15 protein-coding genes are annotated in these 17,766 nt (G+C 73.3%); 2 read left to right on the forward strand and 13 right to left on the reverse strand.

Annotated elements, in window-relative coordinates:
- Position 1 precedes the first annotated feature (1 nt).
- From HJC40_RS03320 to HJC40_RS46010, 3 genes are read right to left on the reverse strand one after another with little or no spacing between them, the layout of a single operon-like run.
- Entirely contained in the window at positions 2 to 382 is a 381-nt protein-coding gene (locus HJC40_RS03320) for a hypothetical protein (RefSeq protein ID WP_249998107.1), read from the reverse strand.
- 58 nt (positions 383 to 440) lie between these two features.
- The gene (locus HJC40_RS03325) at positions 441 to 1,091 is read right to left on the reverse strand and encodes a response regulator transcription factor (protein ID WP_249998108.1); all 651 of its coding nucleotides are present in this window, start codon (positions 1,089 to 1,091) and stop codon (positions 441 to 443) included.
- Positions 1,088 to 2,152 (reverse strand): sensor histidine kinase, encoded by a 1,065-nt coding sequence (locus tag HJC40_RS46010; protein ID WP_249998109.1) that lies wholly within the window; start codon positions 2,150 to 2,152, stop codon positions 1,088 to 1,090. Before HJC40_RS46010 ends, HJC40_RS03325 begins: the two co-directional genes overlap by 4 nt.
- A gap of 176 nt (positions 2,153 to 2,328) precedes the next feature.
- On the opposite strand from HJC40_RS46010, the gene HJC40_RS46015 reads away from it, so the two are divergent.
- The gene (locus HJC40_RS46015) at positions 2,329 to 4,626 is read left to right on the forward strand and encodes an EAL domain-containing protein (RefSeq protein ID WP_249998110.1); all 2,298 of its coding nucleotides are present in this window, start codon (positions 2,329 to 2,331) and stop codon (positions 4,624 to 4,626) included.
- Here HJC40_RS46015 and HJC40_RS03340 read toward each other — a convergent pair whose 3' ends face one another.
- Positions 4,627 to 6,657: a phosphocholine-specific phospholipase C gene (locus HJC40_RS03340; protein ID WP_249998111.1), complete on the reverse strand. Its 2,031-nt coding sequence runs from the start codon at positions 6,655 to 6,657 to the stop codon at positions 4,627 to 4,629. It abuts the gene before it with no gap.
- A gap of 190 nt (positions 6,658 to 6,847) precedes the next feature.
- Between HJC40_RS03340 and HJC40_RS03345 the strand changes: the two genes are divergently transcribed.
- The gene (locus HJC40_RS03345) at positions 6,848 to 8,443 is read left to right on the forward strand and encodes a copper resistance protein CopC (protein WP_249998112.1); all 1,596 of its coding nucleotides are present in this window, start codon (positions 6,848 to 6,850) and stop codon (positions 8,441 to 8,443) included.
- 112 nt (positions 8,444 to 8,555) lie between these two features.
- Here HJC40_RS03345 and HJC40_RS03350 read toward each other — a convergent pair whose 3' ends face one another.
- The 9 genes from HJC40_RS03350 to HJC40_RS03390 form a co-directional block, all read right to left on the reverse strand.
- Complete coding sequence (locus HJC40_RS03350; RefSeq protein WP_249998113.1) at positions 8,556 to 9,398, reverse strand: alpha/beta hydrolase; 843 nt, start codon at positions 9,396 to 9,398, stop codon at positions 8,556 to 8,558.
- A gap of 660 nt (positions 9,399 to 10,058) precedes the next feature.
- The gene (locus tag HJC40_RS03355; RefSeq protein WP_249998114.1) at positions 10,059 to 11,129 is read right to left on the reverse strand and encodes a polyprenyl synthetase family protein; all 1,071 of its coding nucleotides are present in this window, start codon (positions 11,127 to 11,129) and stop codon (positions 10,059 to 10,061) included.
- Positions 11,126 to 12,484, reverse strand: coding sequence for an alkaline phosphatase family protein (locus HJC40_RS03360; protein ID WP_249998115.1), 1,359 nt, complete (start codon positions 12,482 to 12,484; stop codon positions 11,126 to 11,128). Before HJC40_RS03360 ends, HJC40_RS03355 begins: the two co-directional genes overlap by 4 nt.
- Positions 12,481 to 13,581, reverse strand: coding sequence for a metabolite traffic protein EboE (gene eboE / locus HJC40_RS03365; protein ID WP_249998116.1), 1,101 nt, complete (start codon positions 13,579 to 13,581; stop codon positions 12,481 to 12,483). Before eboE ends, HJC40_RS03360 begins: the two co-directional genes overlap by 4 nt.
- The gene (locus tag HJC40_RS03370; RefSeq protein ID WP_249998117.1) at positions 13,581 to 14,432 is read right to left on the reverse strand and encodes a TatD family hydrolase; all 852 of its coding nucleotides are present in this window, start codon (positions 14,430 to 14,432) and stop codon (positions 13,581 to 13,583) included. The genes eboE and HJC40_RS03370 overlap by 1 nt, the downstream gene beginning before the upstream one ends.
- On the reverse strand, positions 14,432 to 14,971 hold the full coding sequence (locus HJC40_RS03375) for an EboA domain-containing protein (protein ID WP_249998118.1): 540 nt from the start codon (positions 14,969 to 14,971) through the stop codon (positions 14,432 to 14,434). Before HJC40_RS03375 ends, HJC40_RS03370 begins: the two co-directional genes overlap by 1 nt.
- Positions 14,955 to 15,791 (reverse strand): sugar phosphate isomerase/epimerase, encoded by an 837-nt coding sequence (locus tag HJC40_RS03380; protein ID WP_249998119.1) that lies wholly within the window; start codon positions 15,789 to 15,791, stop codon positions 14,955 to 14,957. Before HJC40_RS03380 ends, HJC40_RS03375 begins: the two co-directional genes overlap by 17 nt.
- Positions 15,788 to 16,627, reverse strand: a complete 840-nt coding sequence (locus HJC40_RS03385) for an SCO3242 family prenyltransferase (protein WP_249998120.1) — start codon at positions 16,625 to 16,627, stop codon at positions 15,788 to 15,790. The genes HJC40_RS03380 and HJC40_RS03385 overlap by 4 nt, the downstream gene beginning before the upstream one ends.
- Positions 16,614 to 17,762, reverse strand: a complete 1,149-nt coding sequence (locus HJC40_RS03390; protein ID WP_249998121.1) for an inositol-3-phosphate synthase — start codon at positions 17,760 to 17,762, stop codon at positions 16,614 to 16,616. The genes HJC40_RS03385 and HJC40_RS03390 overlap by 14 nt, the downstream gene beginning before the upstream one ends.
- Between the last annotated feature and the right edge of the window lie 4 nt (positions 17,763 to 17,766).

Here is a 17,766-nt window from a genome sequence, read left to right on the forward strand (position 1 = left end):
GTCAGTGCTGGTGCCGCAGCATCGGCACCAGCATCGCGGGGAACATCAGGACGTGGCCGGCCGTCATCAGCACGCCGCCGTCGATCAGGCCCATCCAGTACGGGACCAGGAGCACCACGAACGGCGCGCACATCCAGGCGCACATCTCGCCGATGTGCGACCAGTCGTGCCGGCGGAGGCGCATCCACACGGCCATGCCGATGGACATGTCGGTGGCCATCACCATGGCCGCCGCGTCGGGGTACGCGTCGAGACCGGGCAGCGCCGCCGACCACAGCGGGCCGAGGGCGACCATGCCCACGAGCATGGCGACCACCATCTCGAGGTAGTGGCCGGCGAAGCGGAGACGGGAACGGGTGCGGCTGGACGTGGTCGTTGTCATGGGCCGATCGTCGCGGCGGCCGGGTCACGGGCGCAGGTGCCGGAAGTCACGACCGGGGTCACTCCCGCAGCAGGCCCAGCTCGCGGGCTCGCAGCGCGGCCTGGGTGCGGTCGCGCACGCCGAGCTTGCCGAGGATCGTGGTCACGTGGTTCTTGACCGTGCCCTCGGCCAGGAACAGCGCGGCGGCGATCTCGCGGTTGCTGCGGCCGCGGGCGAGCAGCCGCACCACCTCCCGCTCGCGCTCGGAGAGCGGCACCGCCGCCTCCGGGGCCTCGATGTCGGGCAGCTGGGCGAAGCGGGCCACGACCTTGGCCGCCACCGAGGGCTGCAGCACCGACTCGCCGCGGGCGGCCGCCCGGACCGCCTCGACCAGCCGTTCCGACGACACGTCCTTGAGCAGGTAGCCGACCGCGCCCGCGCGCAGGGCCGCGAACACGTCGGCGTCGTCGTCGAAGGTGGTCAGCGCGATGACCCGGGTCGCCGGGTGCTCGTCCCGGAGGCGCCGGGTGGCGGCGACGCCGTCGAGCACGGGCATGCGCAGGTCCATCAGCACGACGTCGGGCGACAGCTCGGCGACCCGGCGCACCGCCTCGGCGCCGTCGCCCGCCTCGCCGACGACGGACAGACCGGGGTGGGCCGACAGCAGCACAGCCAGCGCCTCGCGGAACAGCGCCTGGTCGTCGACGAGCAGGACCCGTACGGTGCTCATCCCGGCAACTCCATCCGCAGCGTCGCGCCGTCCCCGGGCGCCGAGTCCAGGGTCAGCCGGCCGCCCAGCTGCGTCGCGCGCTCCCGCAGCCCCAGCAGCCCGAACCCGCCGTCGGTCGAGCCGATGACGCCGGCGCCGTCGTCGCGCACCTCCAGGCGTACGCCGGGGGGTGAATAGTCGAGGACCAGCCAGGCCCGGGTGGCGTGCGCGTGCCGGCCGACGTTGGTGAGGCCCTCCTGCGCCGCGCGGAACAGCGACTCCTCGGCGTCGGGCCGCAGGGGCCGGGGGTCGCCGTGGACGTCCAGCACGGTCGGCAGCCCGGCGGCCTCGGTCAGCGCCCGCAACGCCTCGGGCAGCGGAACCGGCGGTCTCTGCTCGCGCAGCGCGCCGACCGACCGCCGTACCTCCCGGAGGGCCTCCTCGGCCTGGTGCTGAGCCTTGTCCAGCAGGTCGTCGGCCCGCTCGGGGGCGGCCGCCAGCACCGCGCGGGCCGCCTTGATCTGCATCTGCACGACGGTCAGCGCGTGACCCAGCCCGTCGTGGATGTCGCGCGCGACCCGGTTGCGCTCCTCGAGGACCGCCAGCGCCTCCACCTTGAGCTGAGCCTGGGCCAGGGCGGCCCGGGCGTCCCGCTCGCGCATCAGCGACTTGGTGACGACCGCCGCGAACGCCCCCACGGCGAGCAGGCCGAGCCCTTCCCGGACGCCCTCGACGAACGCCATGCCGGTGTGCAGCAGCGGCAGCAGCAGCACGACGACCGCGACCGCACCGAGCGGCAGCAGCAGGGTGGCCTGGACGACCAGGACCACCAGCATGAGCGTGGCCCCGACCGAGGCGTGCGAGACGATGAAGGCCGCGAAGCCCAGCACGAGCAGCCCGGCTGTGTACGCGTACCGGAGAAACCGGTGATCCCGGCGCTCGACCCGGCCGAACCCGAGCGTGGCGACCACGGTGAACAGGAAGCCGGGCAGCAGCGCCACGCCGTCGCGATGACCGCCGCCGACGTCCACCAGCAGCGTCACGAACGCCGCGACGGTCAGCGCAGCCAGGGCCGATCTCACGCCCCTACTGTCCCGGTAATTGTCCCGGCCGGTCAAAAGCGATCCGGACCTGGCCGGTTTCGGTTCATCGATCATCCGTTCGTCCCTCGCGTGGGTGCGGCCCGGGGTCTAACCTGTGGCCCGGGCGGCGCCGCGATCTTTCTCATCCGCGGCGTTATCGAGCCGATGGGATCGATGTGGAGAGGACACCCGGCGCGGAGGCAGCCACCGTTCCGCCGTTCCGTCTGACGCGTACCCTGGCCATCGCCGGGGCCGTCCTCGTGATCGCGTCGCTCTGGTTCGCGGTCGGCCTCTTGGGCCTGACCCCGTCGTGGTCGGGCTGGGTCCCGGTGGTGATCGCCGTGCTGCTCGCCGCGGCCACCTCCTGGCGGGCCTCCCGTCAGGGCCGCACCTACTGGCGATACGCATCGGTCGGCATCGTCCTGATCGGCCTCGGCGGGGCTTCCAACGCCTACGACTACTACAGCGGCACGCAGCAGGGCCAGCACATCAGCGGGTTCACCGCGGCGGTGTACGTGAGCGGCCTGGCCGTGTTCCTGATGGGACTCCTGCGCATTCCCGGGGCCCGCCGGTCGCGCATCGAGTGGATCCGGTTCGGCCTCGACATCGCCACGGTCATCGTCACCGTGCTCACCTTCACCTGGCATCTGGCCTTCCCGCGCTGGGAGAGCTGGCTGGGCGGCGGCTTCGCCGACTCGGCCACGGTGATCATCGTGCTGTCGGCCGGCATCATCTGCGTCTTCGCGTTCGTCAAGGTCGCGTTCACCGGCACCGGGCCGATCGACCGGCGGGCCCTGCACCTGCTGGCCCTGACCGGCGCGGTCGGGGCCGGCGGCGGGGCGTTCGCGCCCCTGCTGGCCGACAGGCCGTACCTGAACACCGCGCACGTGCTCCTGCCGGCCTGCTGCCTGTGCCTCAGCCTGGCCGCGGACCGCCAGATCCGGGCCACCCGGGTCGGCCGTCCGCTGCCGCGCCCGCCGATGCAGCGGCTCAGCCTGATGCCGTACGCCGCCGTCCTGGCCACCGGCGGCCTGCTGCTCTCCACCGCGGTCGAGAACAGCGCCGACCTCATCGCGATCGCGATCGGCTCGGTCACCGTGACCCTGCTGGTCGCCACCCGTCAGCTCGTCGCCCTGCGCGACAACGCCCGCCTGCTCGACGACCTCGACGCCCGGCAGCGGGAACTGGCCCATCAGGCCGGCCACGACGCGCTCACCGGGCTGGCCAACCGGACCGTGCTCACCCGGGACATCACCGCCGCGCTGGCCGACGACCCGGCCGACGTGTTCGTCGCGCTGATCGACCTCGACGACTTCAAGGCCATCAACGACGACCTGGGCCACGCGGTCGGCGACGAGCTGCTCACGGCCGTCGCCGCGACGATCCGGTCGCGGCTCGGTCCCGGCGGCGTCGCGGCCCGGCTCGGCGGCGACGAGTACGCCCTCCTGCTGCGCGGCGACGCGGCCGGGACCCTGACCGCGATCGCCTCGCGGCTGCGCCGCCCGGTGCGCGCGGGCGGCCACGAGCTGGTCGTCGAGGCCAGCATCGGCCTGGCCCCGGCCCGCGACGGCGACACCGCAGACGAGCTGCTGCGCCGCGCCGACGTGGCCATGTACGAGGCCAAGGGGCAGGGCAAGGGCCGCCAGGTCACCTACGCCACGGCGATGGACCAGCGCACCGCCGAGCAGTCGCGGCTGGCCGCCGACCTGCGCATCGCCCTCGACACCGACCAGCTCACGCTGCTCTACCAGCCGATCGTCACGATGCCGGGCGGCGAGCTGTACGGCGTCGAGGCCCTGATCCGCTGGCGGCACCCCGAGCGCGGCCCGATCGGCCCGGCCGTCTTCATCCCGGCCGCCGAGCGCACCGGCCTGATCGTGCCGCTGGGCGCCTGGATCCTGGAGGAGGCCTGCGGTCAGGCGATGCGCTGGCGCGCCGAGCTGGGCGCGGGCGCCCCCAGCACGGTCACCGTCAACGTCTCGGCTCGCCAGCTGCGCGAGGCCGGCTTCGCCGACGAGGTCGCGGCCGTCCTGTGCCGCACCGGACTGCCGCCCGAGGTGCTGACCGTCGAGGTCACCGAGACCGCGGTGTTCGACGGCGGCACCGCGCTCACCGAGCTGCGGGCCATCGCCGCGCTCGGCGTCAAGATCGCGTTGGACGACTTCGGCACCGGCCACTCGTCGCTGGGTCTGCTGCGCACCTGCCCGGCCGACGTTCTGAAGGTCGACAAGTCGTTCGTCGACGACGTCACCGACGACGGCCCGCAGGCGGTCGTGGTGGCCGCCCTGATCGGCATCTGCCAGGGCCTGGGGCTGCGCGCGGTGGCCGAGGGCGTCGAGACGGCCGGGCAGGCGGTCGAGCTGCAGCGCCTCGGCTACCGCTACGCGCAGGGGTACTACTACGGCCGGCCGATGCCCGCGCACGAGGTCGCCGGCTACCGCCCGGCCGCCGTCGAACGGGAACTCGCAGCCTGATCAGGTCAGTCCGGCCATGCCCGGGTCGCTGATGCTCTCCCGGCCGTTCTCGAGGTGCCCGGCGTACCGGCGTTCGAGGCCCTCGGCCGTCACGCTCAGGTCGTACCAGCCGCGGGCCTTCTCGGCCGAGTGCCTCTCGGTGTGCCTGCCGCCGGCCGGGACAGCCCGGGTGGTGGTCCGCCCGGTGTAGCGGTCGACCACCTTGACCAGGGCCCGGGCGGAGCCGTGGTTGCTGACCTCGAGGACGGCGACGTGGTCGTGCTGCTCGGCGCGCACCTCGACCGACGGCCGGCCGGCTGTGCCCCGGAAGTGCCGGTAGAAGCCGTTCGGGCCGCGCACCTCCAGGTCGTACGCCTGGCCGGTGGGCCACATGCCGGTGAGCCGTTTGCGCGGCTCGACGGTGTAGGTGCGCGGCTCGTGGGCCGGGTCGGCCGAGTGGACCTGGAACACCGCCGCGGCGCGGCCCGTGTTGCGGAACTCGATCGTGAAGCCGGTCGGGGCCGATTTGCCGTCGGCGTGCAGCTCGTACGGCAGGGCGCGGGCCGGGCGTACGCCCTGCTCCTGGACCGGAAGACTGGGGTCGGCCGGTGGCACCGGGACGTCGTCGGGCTGCCGGGTCAGCTCGGTCGGCTTGAACGCGGCCGTCCCGGGCAGGTCGACGAGCCGGCGGTTCGGGGTCTTGAAGTCGAACGCGCTGGTCAGATCGCCGGCCACGGCTCGCCGCCACGGGGTGATGTTGGTTTCCCGGGTCCCGAAGCGCCGCTCCAGGAAGCGGATCAGCGAGGTGTGGTCGAACAGTTCCGAGTTGACCCAGCCACCCCGGGTCCACGGCGAGACCACGATGGTCGGCACCCGCACCCCGAAGCCGTACGGGCCGGTCGGGTGGTCGGCGCTGCCGGGGAAGATCTCATTGGTGATCGGCACGGTCGAGCGCCCCGGGTCGGGGGTGGGCGGCACCAGGTGGTCGAAGAAGCCGCCCTCCTCGTCGTACGTGAGGAACAGGGCCATCTTGCTCCACACCCGCGGGTTGTCGGCCAGGATGTCGATGACCTGCGAGACGTACCACTCGCCGTAGTGCGGTCCCCAGTTCGGGTGCTCGGTGTACGCCTCGGGCGCGACGATGTAGCTCACCGCGGGCAGCCGGTCGTTGCGCACGTCCTCGCGGAAGTCGCTGAGCAACTTCGCGGGGTCCCGGCCGAGCTGGGCGATCTCGGTGCCGCGCTTGGCCCGGTCGGCGAGCGGGCTGCCCGGCCGGGCGTTCTGGTACTGGTGGAAGTAGAGCAGGGAGTTGTCGCCGTAGTTGCCGATGAACGGGTCGCTCGTCCAGCCCCACGATCCGGCCGCGGTCAGCCCGATCCCCGTGTCCTGGTAGATCTTCCACGGGACGCCGGCGCGCTCCAGCCGTTCCGGATAGGTCGACCAGTCGTACCCGGCCTCGGCGTTGTCGACGACCGGGCCGCCGCCCTTACCGTCGTTGCCGACCCAGCCCGTCCACATGTGGTAGCGGTTGGGGTCGGTCGAGCCCATCAGCGAGCAGAAGTAGTTGTCGCACACTGTGAAGGCGTCGGCCAGCGCGAAGTGGTAGGGCAGGTCGGCCCGGGTGTGGTGGGTCATCGTCTGCACGCCCTTGTTGGGCACCCACCGGTCGTACCGGCCGCCGTTCCAGGCGTCGTGCGTGTCGTTCCAGCCGTGCGGCGGGTCGGGCAGGAACGTGTCACCCATGTCCGGCACCTCGGGCCGGAACGGCAGCAGTTCCGAGTCGCCGTGCGGCTGATGCCAGACGCTCTTGCCGGTCGGCAGCCGTACGGGATGGGGGTCGGCGAAGCCACGCACCCCGCGCAGGGTGCCGAAGTAGTGGTCGAACGAGCGGTTCTCCTGCATCAGGAAGATGACGTGCTCGACGTCCTCGATGCTGCCGGTACGGTTGTTGGCCGGGATGGCGAGCGCCTTGTCCAGGCTCGCCGGCAGGGCCGACGCGACCGCCGGCATGCCCAGCATCTGCAGAAACGTCCGGCGATCCAGCTCGGCCATCGCGAACCCCATCCAGTCGGAGACGGGGGAACGCTAACGGCGTCAGGTGGACCCGAAATATACAGAAGTCGATTATCGACTGACGGCTGCCTGACCGGGACGCTGGAGATCGGGGCGGGCAGAACTTCGGTCTGGCGAATAAAAGATCTCGATACCTTGACTAAAGCTTCCGTTCTCCGAGGATGGGTCGATGGGCGTCTTCCACCGAGTTGTCCTCGCGTTCACCGCTGCCGTCGTCGTCGTGTTCGCCGCGCCCTCGCCGGCCGCCGCGCACGGCACGCTCGCCATGTCCAACCCGGCCAGCGGGACGACCTTGGCCGCTCCGGTCGGCAGCGTGGAGCTGTTCTTCACCGAGAAGGTGCCGGACAACGCGTACTTCACGGTCACCGCCCCGGGCGGCGGCCGGGTCGACAGCGGCTGGGAGCACGCGAGCCCGCGGCCGCTGGACAAGCCGGTCACCGAGTACTTCATGGAGGGTGGGAAGTTCGAGCCCCGGCAGTACACCACCGGGTTCCCGGCCCGGGTGCGCGTCGCCCACCTGCCGGCGGCGGGGGAGTACAAGGTCGACTACCTGTCCAAGGCCTCCGACGGCGACTCCGTGCACGGGACCGTCACCTTCAAGTACACCGGGCCCGCGACGCCGGCCCCGGCCGGGTGGACGCCGCCGACCGACCAGGCCGATCCGGCGCTCACCGGCTCCGGCGGCCCCGGCCCGTCGGCCGCGGCGGCCCCCACGGCCACCGCCGCGGCCACCCCCACGGCCGCGGCCGCGCCCGCACAGCCTCAGGACGACTCCGGCGGATACGCGTGGCTGGGCTGGCTCGGCGGGACGGTCGCGGCTGTCGCCGCGGTGGCCGGTGTCGTCCTCGTGCGGCGCCGCCGGACTCCGCTTCCGGTCGTGCCGATCGCGGTGGGCGCGGTGGTCGTGGCGCTCGTCGGCGGCTACGCCCTGGGCCGCGCGACCGTCCCCGAGCAGCGTGCGCCGGTCGCGACCGGCGCGACCGGCCCGGCCGCGGTCCCGGCTGCCGCCGGAGCCGGTCACCAGCACGGGGGCAGCGACGCCGGCGCGGCCACGGTGGACGCGGCCGGCACGACCGTCAGCGCGGGCGGCTACACGCTGCAGCCGGTGCGCCGCTCCCAACCCGCGGGCCGGACCGTCGAGTACGCCTTCCGGATCGTCGGCGCCGACCGCCAACCGGCCACCCGCTTCGCCGTGGTGCACGACCAGCCCCTGCACCTGGTCATCGCCGGCCGCGACCTGGGCGGCTTCCAGCACCTGCACCCCACGATGTCGCCCGACGGCCTGTGGTCGGTGCCGCTGACCCTGCCCCGGGCGGGCGCCTACCGCATCTTCGCCGACTTCACCGTGGCCACGGCGGACGGCGCCCCCACGCCGCTCGTCCTGGGCGTCGATCACCTGGTGCCCGGGACCGCGCCGGAGTTCGCCCTGCCCAAGGCGGCCACCCAGGCCCAGGCCGGCTCTTTCGCCGTCACCATGGAGGGCAAGCCCACGATCGGCGCGACCGTCCCGGTCAGCTTCCGGGTCGCCCGGGCCGGCGCCCCCGGCCCGGCCACCCTGGAGCGTTACCTGGGCGCGTACGGCCACCTGGTCGTGCTGCGCGAGGGCGACCTCGGCTACGTCCACGTCCACCCCGACCAGGAACTGGTCGACGGCGCCATCAGGTTCAACGTGTCGGTGCCGGGCGCGGGCCGCTACCGCGCGTTCCTCGAGTTCCAGGTGGCCGGCGGCGTCAACCGGGCCGAGTTCACGCTGGACCTGAGCTGACGGCGGCGGTCGGCGGGGTCGAGTTCACGCTGGACCTGAGCTGACGGCGGCGGTCGGCGGGGTCGAGTTCATGCTGGATCTGAGCTGACGGCAGCGGCTGGCGGGGCCGAGTTCATGCTGGGTCTGAGCTGACCGCTGCGGCCAGCCGGGGGTGGGACGGCAGGGTTACGTGGTTGGCGTCGACCCGCTCGATGGTGAGCCGGGGCAGCAGCGCCGAGGCGCGGGCCAGCGCGGCGTCGTTGAGGAAGGCCGCGGCCCCGTCGTGGGTACCGTGGGCGGCGGCCAGCAGATGCACCGGCACCTCCAGATCCCGTACGGCGGTGAGGGTGGGCGGTCCGGCGAGGGTGTCGGCGGCGTCGGCGACCAGGCGGTGGCGGCGTAATCGGGGGCGACCGTTGCCGTCGAGCAGGTAGGCGGCGGCCTCCCGTGCCGACGGGCGGAGATCGGGGCGGGTACGCAACACCCGGCCCTCGGTCGCCTCCAGGAAGGCGTCGGGGGTGCGCCAGCGGCGGCCCAGGAACAGCGCCTGCGCGGTGAAGATCGCCTTGACGACGGGGCGGCTCAGCAAGGGGGAGGGGTCGGGTGGGATGCCGCCGTCGGCCAGCACCAGCTTGCGGACCCGGTCGCCCAGGGCGGCTGCGACCAGCGGGGCCAGGAAGGCGCCCATCGAATGGCCTACGACGGTGAGGTCGGTCAGGTCGAGGTCGTCGACCAGGGCCACCACCGCGGCGGCGTGGCCGGGGAGGCCGGGGGAGGCGGTTGTGGTGACGGAGCCGCCCCGGCCTGGGAGGTCGGGGGCCAGGAGGCGGGTGTGGGGGAGGGCGGTCGCCAAGGGGGACCAGGTTTCTGAGGTGCTGGTCAGGCCGTGCAGGGCCAGGACGGTGGTGGTGGCGTTGGGGTGCCATTCCGCGCAGGTCAGGCGGGCTGTGGTGCGGCGTGTCGCTTGTTCGCCCATGGCGTGATCTTCTCATCGGGGGTGGGTGCGGCTCTCGACCGGTGAGGTCGTCGCGGCTTGCGTTAAGAGATGTTCATTGTTGTCGGGGGTGGACCTCAGGGCTCTGCCCCGAACCCCGGCCATCGCTGGAGATCTCTCTGGCGATGGTTGCGGTAGGGGCTCGGGGGATCTCCGGGCGGCGGCTGCCGTAGCGAATCGCAAGCTGAGGGAAGCCGCAACCAAACCCCGGTTGCGGCTTCCCTCACCTCGCGATGAGCTTGGGCTGCCGTCGCCCGGAGATCCCCCGAGCCGGGGGCGCGCTGAGGAAAGACGGGTGGCTCACCGTTCGGTTGCGGCGCAGCCTTCCATCGCCCAAGCGTGACGTGCTGACCGCAAGCGGCAGGGTTCGGTCCCCTTGACCCACCACTCAGGTCTGCCCGCCCTTGCCGACTTCCGGTCCGGTGACCACAGCGCGGTAGCCAGACCCCTCACCCGTCAGGTGACCGCCGCCTTCACCAGGCGATCAGCAGCCGGCGACCCACCGCTCAGCCGCCGCGTGCTCCCCCGCAAGGGTGGGGCCGAGGGTGGCCAAGCACGGCCATAGACGCTTTACCGCCGAGCTTGGCCACCCTCGGCCCCACCCGTCAACCGCAACAAGTCCACCCACCCGTCAGGCCGCCCTCAGTTGACCCGATCGACCGCGGCCGTGGCCAGATCGCTCAGAGCGTCCCGCACGAACGACGGCACCGGCGCCAGAGCCAGCGCCGCCAAGCCGGCTTCGGCCCGCACGCGGATCATCTGTTCGATCTGGTCCAGCGCTCCCGTCTCGATGATGATCGCGCGCAGTTCCTCGGCGCCGGACGCGTCCAGGTCCGGATTGCCGAAGAGCCCGGCCATCTGCTGCGCCTGGGCCCGGGTGGCCGCGTCCCGGGCCAGCGCCATCATGACCGTCGGTTTTCCTTCTCTCAGGTCGTCCAGGGTGGACTTCCCCGTGATCGTCGGGTCGCCGAAGACGCCCAGCACGTCGTCCCTGAGCTGGAACGCGTCGCCCAGCGGGTCGCCGAAGTCGGTGAAGGCCGTGTACAACGCTCTCGGGGCGCCGGCCAGCCACGCGCCGATCTGCAGGGGTCTGGTGACCGTGTAGCGGGCCGCCTTCATGCGGATCACCGTCAGGGCGCTCGCCACCGAGCCGTCGCCTACGCCGGAGACCAGGTCCAGGTACTGGCCGGCGATCACCTCGGTGCGCATGAGGGCGAACGCCGCGTAGCCCTGGTGGATCTGGCGGGGTGGCAGGCCGCACTCGTGGAACATCTGCTCGGCCCACGCCGCGCACAGGTCGCCACACAGCAGGGCTGTGTTGCGGCCGAACGCCAGGGAGTCGCCTCGCCACGAGTGGCGGTCGTGCAGGGTGGCGAAGAAGCGGTGCATCGAGGGCTGGCCGCGTCTCCGGTCGCTGCCGTCGATGATGTCGTCGTGGATGAGGGCGAACGCGTGGAACAGTTCCAGCGCGGCCGCCGCGTTGACGACCTCGGGGCAGTCCTCGCCTCCGCCGCCGCGCCAGCCCCAGTAGCAGAACGTCGGCCTCAGTCGTTTGCCGCCGGCCAGTACGAAGCGGCGCAGGCTGTCCAGGGCCCCGCGCGGGGCGCCGTCGGGCCAGGCCGGGTCCTGCCGGTCGATGAAGGCGGCGAGGGCCAGGTCGAAGCGCCGGCGCAGTTCGGCGGCGGCCGGGGGGCGGGTCGCTTCGAGTGTCATGACAGGCCCGCCAGCCCTAGGAGCAGGGCCTTGACCTCGGTGGCCTCGACCTTGTCCCGTACGGCGGAGGGGTCGGAACACAGCAGCACCGGGGCGTCGGCCGGGTTGTCGGGCAGCCTTCCGTGCGAGCCGCGGACGGCGCGGGCCCCGGCGTCGAGGCCGACCGGGTTCATGACGTAGCGCAGGCCCAGTTTCTTGCGGGCCACGGCTTTCACGGCCCGGCGTTTGGCCGCGCCCGGGTCGGCCGGGTCGAAGAACAGCTCGGCCGGGTCGTACCCGGGTTTGCGGTGGATCTCGACCGAGCGGGCGAAGTCGGGGGCCCGGGCGTCGTCGAGCCAGTAGTAGTAGGTGAACCAGGCGTCGGGGTCGGCCACCAGCACGAGGTCGCCGGCCCGGTCGTGGCCGAGCCCGTGGGCCGCCTTGCCGGCCTCGTCGAGCACCTGGTCGACGCCGGGCAGAGCCGCGCACAGCTTGGCCACGGCCGGGAGGTCGCCGGGATCGCGGACGTAGACGTGGGCCACCTGGTGGTCGGCCACGGCGAAGGCCCGCGACACCCACGGGTCGAGGTACTCCATGCCGTCCTGGGTGTAGACCTCGAGGAGGCCCTCGGTGCGCAGCATCCGGTTGATGTCGACCGGCTTGCTCACGTCGGTGATGCCGTACTCGGACAGCGCCACCACGGTGAGGCCGGGCTGGTCGAGCAGCGGCGCCAGCACCTTGTCGAGGGCGGCGGCCGCGGCCGCCGCCTGGGGGGAGGACGGGCCGAAGCGTTGCAGGTCGTAGTCCAGGTGCGGGATGTAGACCAGGGTGAGGTCGGGGTTGCGGGTCTTGAGCAGGTGCTGGGCCGCCCGGACGATCCACTGCGACGACGGCATCCCGGCGGCCGGCCCCCAGTAGGTGAAGAGCGGGAACGGCGGCAGCTCGTCGTGCAGCTCCGGCGGGTAGGTGTAGCAGTCCGGGTCCTTGCGGCCGTCCGCGCGGTAGATCGGCCGGGGGGTGATGGTCCAGTCGACCTGGGCGCCCATCGCGTACCACCAGCACACGTTGGCCACGGTGTAGCCGGGGGAGACCTTGCGGGCCGCGTCCCAGAGCTTCTCGCCGCCGACCAGTGCGTTGTGCTGGCGCCAGAGGAAGACCTCGCCGAGCTCGCGGAAGTACCAGCCGTTGCCGACGATGCCGTGCTCGGCCGGGGTGGCGCCGGTGAGGAAGGTGGACTGGGCCGAGCAGGTCACGGCGGGCAGCACCGTCCCGAGCGGGGCCTGGAAGCCGCGGTCGGCCACGGCGCGCAGCCGGGGCATGTGTTCGAGCAGCCGCGGGGTCAGGCCGACGACGTCGAGCACGAGCAGCCGGGTCATCGGGCCACCTCCGCTGTCATCAGGTCGCGGGCGAACGCGAGCTCGGCTGCGATCCCGTCGGCCAGGCCGGCCGCGTCGGCCGGCCGCTGATCGGGCGGCAGGACACCCCAGGTGTACGTCTCGACGTCGTAGTGCTCGCAGTCGGTCCGGGTCAGGAGTTCGTGGACGGCCTGCCGGAGCACCGGGACCGTCGAGGTCAGCGGCGCGGACGGCACGGCGTGCAACGGCACGTGGTAGTGGATGCGCCACGGCCCGGGCAGCTGTTCCCCGAGCGCCGCGTCGAGGTCGTCGGTGGCCCCGCCGAACGCCGAGCGGGTCTGGTGCAGGAACCGCGGCTCCACATAGGTCCGCAGGACGTCCTCGGTGGCGAGCGGATCGTCGGCCTGCAGGGCCGCCGACACCTGCACCTTGACCACCGGCACCCCGGCTGCGGCCAGCCGGTCGAGCGCCGCGGCCGGCTGTTCCCAGGCGCAGGCCAGGTGGGCCAGGTCGAGGCAGACGCCCAGCCACCGCTTGTCCACGTCGGCCAGCAGGTGGGCGGCCTGCGTGGTGTTCTCGATCAGGCAGCCGGGCTCGGGTTCGAAGCCGACCCGGATCGTGCGCCCGGTCTCCGCGGCGATGCGTTCCAGCCCGCGGGCCAGGTCGTCGAGGTGCCCGCGGGCGGCCGACGCGCGGGACGGGTCCCACGGCGTGCGCCAGGCCAGCGGCAGCGTCGAGATCGAGCCGTACGTGGCCGTCTCGGGCATCAGGTCGCTGAGCACCCGGGCCAGGTCGAGGGTGTAGTCCAGCCGGTCGGGGGAGGTCCAGTCGGGGTGGTAGACGGCGTGCTTGACCACCGGCGCCTGGAACGCCTCGTACGGGAAACCGTTGAGGGTGACCACCTCGAGCCCGCGCGCGTCGAGCTCGTGCCGCAGCCGCTGGCGCAGCGCCGGGTCGTCGGCCAGGGCGGCCGCGGCCGGGGCGGCCAGCCACAGTCCTAGGCCGAGGACGTCCGAGCCCAGGCGCCGGCGGATCGGCAGCGCGTACGTGTCGAGCTGCTCGATGATGCCGGCCAGGTCCTCGGCCGGGTGCACGTTGGTGCAGTAGCTCAGATGCATCAGCTGCCTCCGCGCAGGATCGAGTTGCCGGCAAAGGTGGCGTCCGGTTCGGGCAGGTCGGACAGGTCCAACCGGCCCGACTGGCTGTAGAACTCGACGGGGTTGCGCCACAGCACCCGGTCGACGTCGTCCTTGTCGAAGCCGCCGGCCAGCATGGCCTCGGCGGTCCGCAGGGTGAGCAGCGGATCCGACTTGCCCCAGTCGGCCGCCGAGTTGACCAGCACCCGGTCGGGGCCGTATTCGCGCAGGATCGCGACCATGCGGTCCGGGGACATCTTCGTGTCGGGGTAGATCGAGAAGCCGGCCCACACGCCGGCGTCGCGGGCCAGGCCGACCGTGACCTCGTTGAGGTGGTCGAGCAGCACCCGGCCCGGGTCGATGCCCGACTCCTTGACGACGTCGAGGCTGCGCTGGGTGCCGCGGGCCTTGTCGCGGTGCGGGGTGTGGACCATGGCCGGCAGGTCGTGATCGAGCGCCAGGGCCAGCTGGGCCGCGAAGGCCTCGTCCTCGGCCGGCGTCATCGAGTCGTACCCGATCTCGCCCACCGCGACCACGCCGTCCTTGGCCAGGTAGCGCGGCAGCAGGTCGAGCACCGGCCGGCAGCGGGGGTCGTTGGCCTCCTTGGGGTTCAGCGCGATCGTGGCGTGGTGCCGGATGCCGAACTGGCCGGCCCGGAACGGCTCCCAGCCGATCAGCGAGTCGAAGTAGTCGGTGAACGAGCCCGGGTTGGTGCGCGGCTGCCCCAGCCAGAACGCGGGCTCCACCACCGCCTGCACTCCGGCCTCGGCCATGCGGCGGTAGTCGTCGGTGGTGCGCGACGTCATGTGGATGTGCGGGTCGAAGATGCGCATCAGGCCTCCTGGAGCGAATCGAGCAGGGCGAGAGCGTCGGGCGGCATGTCCCGGCCAGCGGCGTGGCGTTCGGCGGCGAAGGCGCTGAGCATCGCCCGCAGCTCGGGGTCGGCGCGCTCGGGCAGCCCGTGCACGAGCCGCAGCGGCACGCCCATGAAGACGCACTTGAGGACGGCCTGACGCCACGCCTCCTGGCCGAGGTGCTCCGCGTACGGGCCGAGGGCCGCGGCCACCAGCCGGGTGTCGTTGGTGCGCAACGCGTCCTCGAGCAGCGGCACGGCGCTGTCCCCGATCGGCAGCAGCGGCAGCGCCTTGAGCACGGCCAGCTTCTCGGCCGTGTCCCCGTACCGGTAGATCTCGTGGACCTCGGCCGGCGGCACCGCGGCGAGCATCAGCGCGCGGGCCGCCTCGTCGGTCGTCCACCCTTCGGTGAGCGGCTCGCGTCCGTAGCGGCGGGCCGCGGCCGGGAACAGGGCCGGCACGTCGCCGGGCCGGAACTCGGCCGGCAGGAAGGTGCGGAGCTCATCGAGGGTGGTCATGCCGGTCTCCTGCCTCTTTGGCGGCGTTGCGCAGGAACTCGAGCGAGCGGGCGGCGATCGCCGGGGCCGCGTGCGCGTGCCGGGGCAGCTCGACCGAGACGAGCCCGTCGTAGGAGGCCGACAGCGCGGCCAGCACGGGTGGGAAGTCGATCTCGCCGGTCCCGAACTCGAGGTGTTCGTGGACTCCGCGCCGCATGTCGTCGATCTGCACGTTGACGAGGTGGTCGGCGACCGCGGTGACGCACTCGGGCACCGGCAACGTCTCCAGGCAGCGGCAGTGTCCGATGTCGAGGGTGATGCCGAAGTTCGGCGGTCGCCCGAGGTCGTCGTGGAGCCGACGCCAGTCGGCGATGTCGTTGACGAGCATGCCCGGCTCCGGCTCGAAGCCCAGCGTCACGCCCGTCTCTGAGGCGAGCTCGACGATCTGCCGGGTGCCGTCGACGAGCCGGTCCCAGGCTTCCGGCGGGCCGATGCCGGCCCAGAACGAGACCGCCTCGGCGCCCAGGTCGGCGCCGACCCGCACGGCCCGGCGCAGATATTCCAGCCGGCGGGCCGGGTCGTCGTCCATCAGGGTGGGGGAGTGCTTGCGCCACGGGTCGAGCAGGTAGCGGGCGCCGGTCTCGATGACCACGGCCAGGCCGTGCCGTTGCAGGTCGGCGGCCACGCCGGCGGTGCGGCGGGCCAGGTCGGCGTCGAAGGGGTCCAGGTGGTTGGTGTCGAGGGTGAGCGCGACCCCGTCGTAGCCGAGGTCGGCCAGGACGGCCAGCGCCTCGGGCAGCCGGTGGTTGGTGAAGCCGTTCGTGCCGTATCCGAATCTCATGTCGGTGACACCTTCCGCGCCAGGATCCGGGCGAGCGGCGCGACGAGGGCGAGCCCCAGCCCGTACGCGGGAGCGCCCGCCTTGGCCGTCAGCGCGCCCTGCAGCCGGGGCAGGTCGGTGATGCCGGCGCCGACGGCCGCGCGCACCCGGCCCGGCGTGGGGTCGGCGGCCGCACGGGCCTGCGCGGTCCCGTAGCCGGCCGCGTACCAGGCCGCCAGCAGCCCGGCCGGGCCCGGTCGCCGGCCCGCCGTGGTGGCGGCCAGCGCGGCGGTCGCGGCCAGGGTGGCCAGCGGCAGCGCCGGCGTCGCTCCGGACACCTCCCGGCGCGACAACTCGGTGACCGTGTAGGTGTGCGCGGCCACGGTGAGAGCCGGCGGGACGGCCCGGCGGAGGTTGCCGCCGCTGGCCCCGAGCAGCACGTCGAGGCCCCGGCAGGCCGCCATCACAGCCGGTCCGGCCGCTGTGTTCTTGGCCCACAGGTCGTAGGCCCAGACCGTCGCGGCGAGCGGCAGGGCGACCGCGGCGGCCCGGCGTCCGCCGGCCACCGCGGCCAGGCCGACGCCGGCCGCGGTCAGCCCGGCCGCGGTGAGCAGCGCGTGCCGCGCCGGCACCCGGCCCGACGGGATCGGCCGTCCGGGCCGCTCGACGGCGTCGAGCTCCCGGTCGGCCCAGTCGTTGGCGGCCATGCCACCCCAGTAGAGACAGACCGAGGCCGCGGCCAGGGCCGGAGTCGAGCGTCGCAGCCCGCCCGCCGCGGCCGCCCCGGCCACCGTGTCACCGGGGACGGACAGGGCGGCCGGCGCGCGGACGAGCTCGGCCAGGTCACGCAGGCGCATGGAGGCCCCGCACGAAGGCGACCAGCGCGGCCCACTGGTCGGGCAGCGCGTGCGGCACCTCGCCGATCGGATCCTTGAAGAAGAAGGCCAGCTCGGCGAGGGGTCCGCCGCGCCCGGCGGCGTGCGCGGCCGAGGTCAGCCGGGCCAGGTCGAGGATGAGCGGGGCGGCCAGGGCCGAGTCGCAGCCGTGCCAGGAGAACTCCATCCGCATCCGGGTGCCGAGGAACCCGCTGAAGGTGATGAGGTCCCACGCGGTCTTGAAGTCGCCGATGTCGTCGACGTACTCGATGTGGCTGCTGCCCTCGGGCTGGTAGCCCAGCGTCTCGGCCAGCACCCGCTGCTTGCTGCCGGCCTTGGCGGCGTTGGCGGCCGGGTCGGCCAGGTTGGCGCCGTCGCCCCCGCCCAGCAGGTTGGTGCCCGACCACGTGCGGACCCGCAGGTGCCGCATCGCGAACATGGGGGCCAGCACCGACTTGACCAGCGTCTCGCCGGTCTTGCCGTCGTGCCCGGCGTAGGGCAGGCCGTGCCGGTCGGCCAGCTCCCGCAGGGCGGGCAGCCGCGAGCCGGTCGACGGGGTGAAGTCCACGAAGGAGCAGCCGGCCGTGAAGGCGGCGTAGGCGTAGAGCGAGCTCGGCGGCAAGACGTGCTCGCCCGGGGAACCGAGGGCCTCCTCGAGCGCGGCCAGGCTCTCGTGGGCGGGATGCGGCGTCACGGCCGGCTCGGTGGACGAGACGTTGACGACCACGACCCGCTCGAGACCGCGCCGGCGGCGGAAGTCGTCGATGTCCTGGGCGATCAACCGGGCGGTCTCGAGCTGCGAGTCCGCCGTGGGCACCGGGCGTATCTCGCGCTGCACCGCGGCCAGCTGATCGGTCACGGCGCCGGCCGGCCGGGCCGGGAGCACCCCGGCGGCGACCAGACTCTCGACCTTCTTCTCCAGGGTGAGGTCGCTGATGTCGTGGCCACCGAACTCCAGGTCGGCCAGGCCGGGCAGGGCCGGGCCGGCCAGCTCGGGCAGTTCGGTGACGCAGCCGAGCGGTTCGGCGAGCCCGGCGCGCAGCGCCAGGGCCCCGACGACGCTGGTCACCGCCACGGATCCGCGTGCTCCGATCAGCCACACTCCGGTGGTCGTCATCTGG

The sequence above is a fragment of the Actinoplanes sp. M2I2 genome, assembly GCF_023544445.1.
Lineage (GTDB): Bacteria > Actinomycetota > Actinomycetes > Mycobacteriales > Micromonosporaceae > Actinoplanes.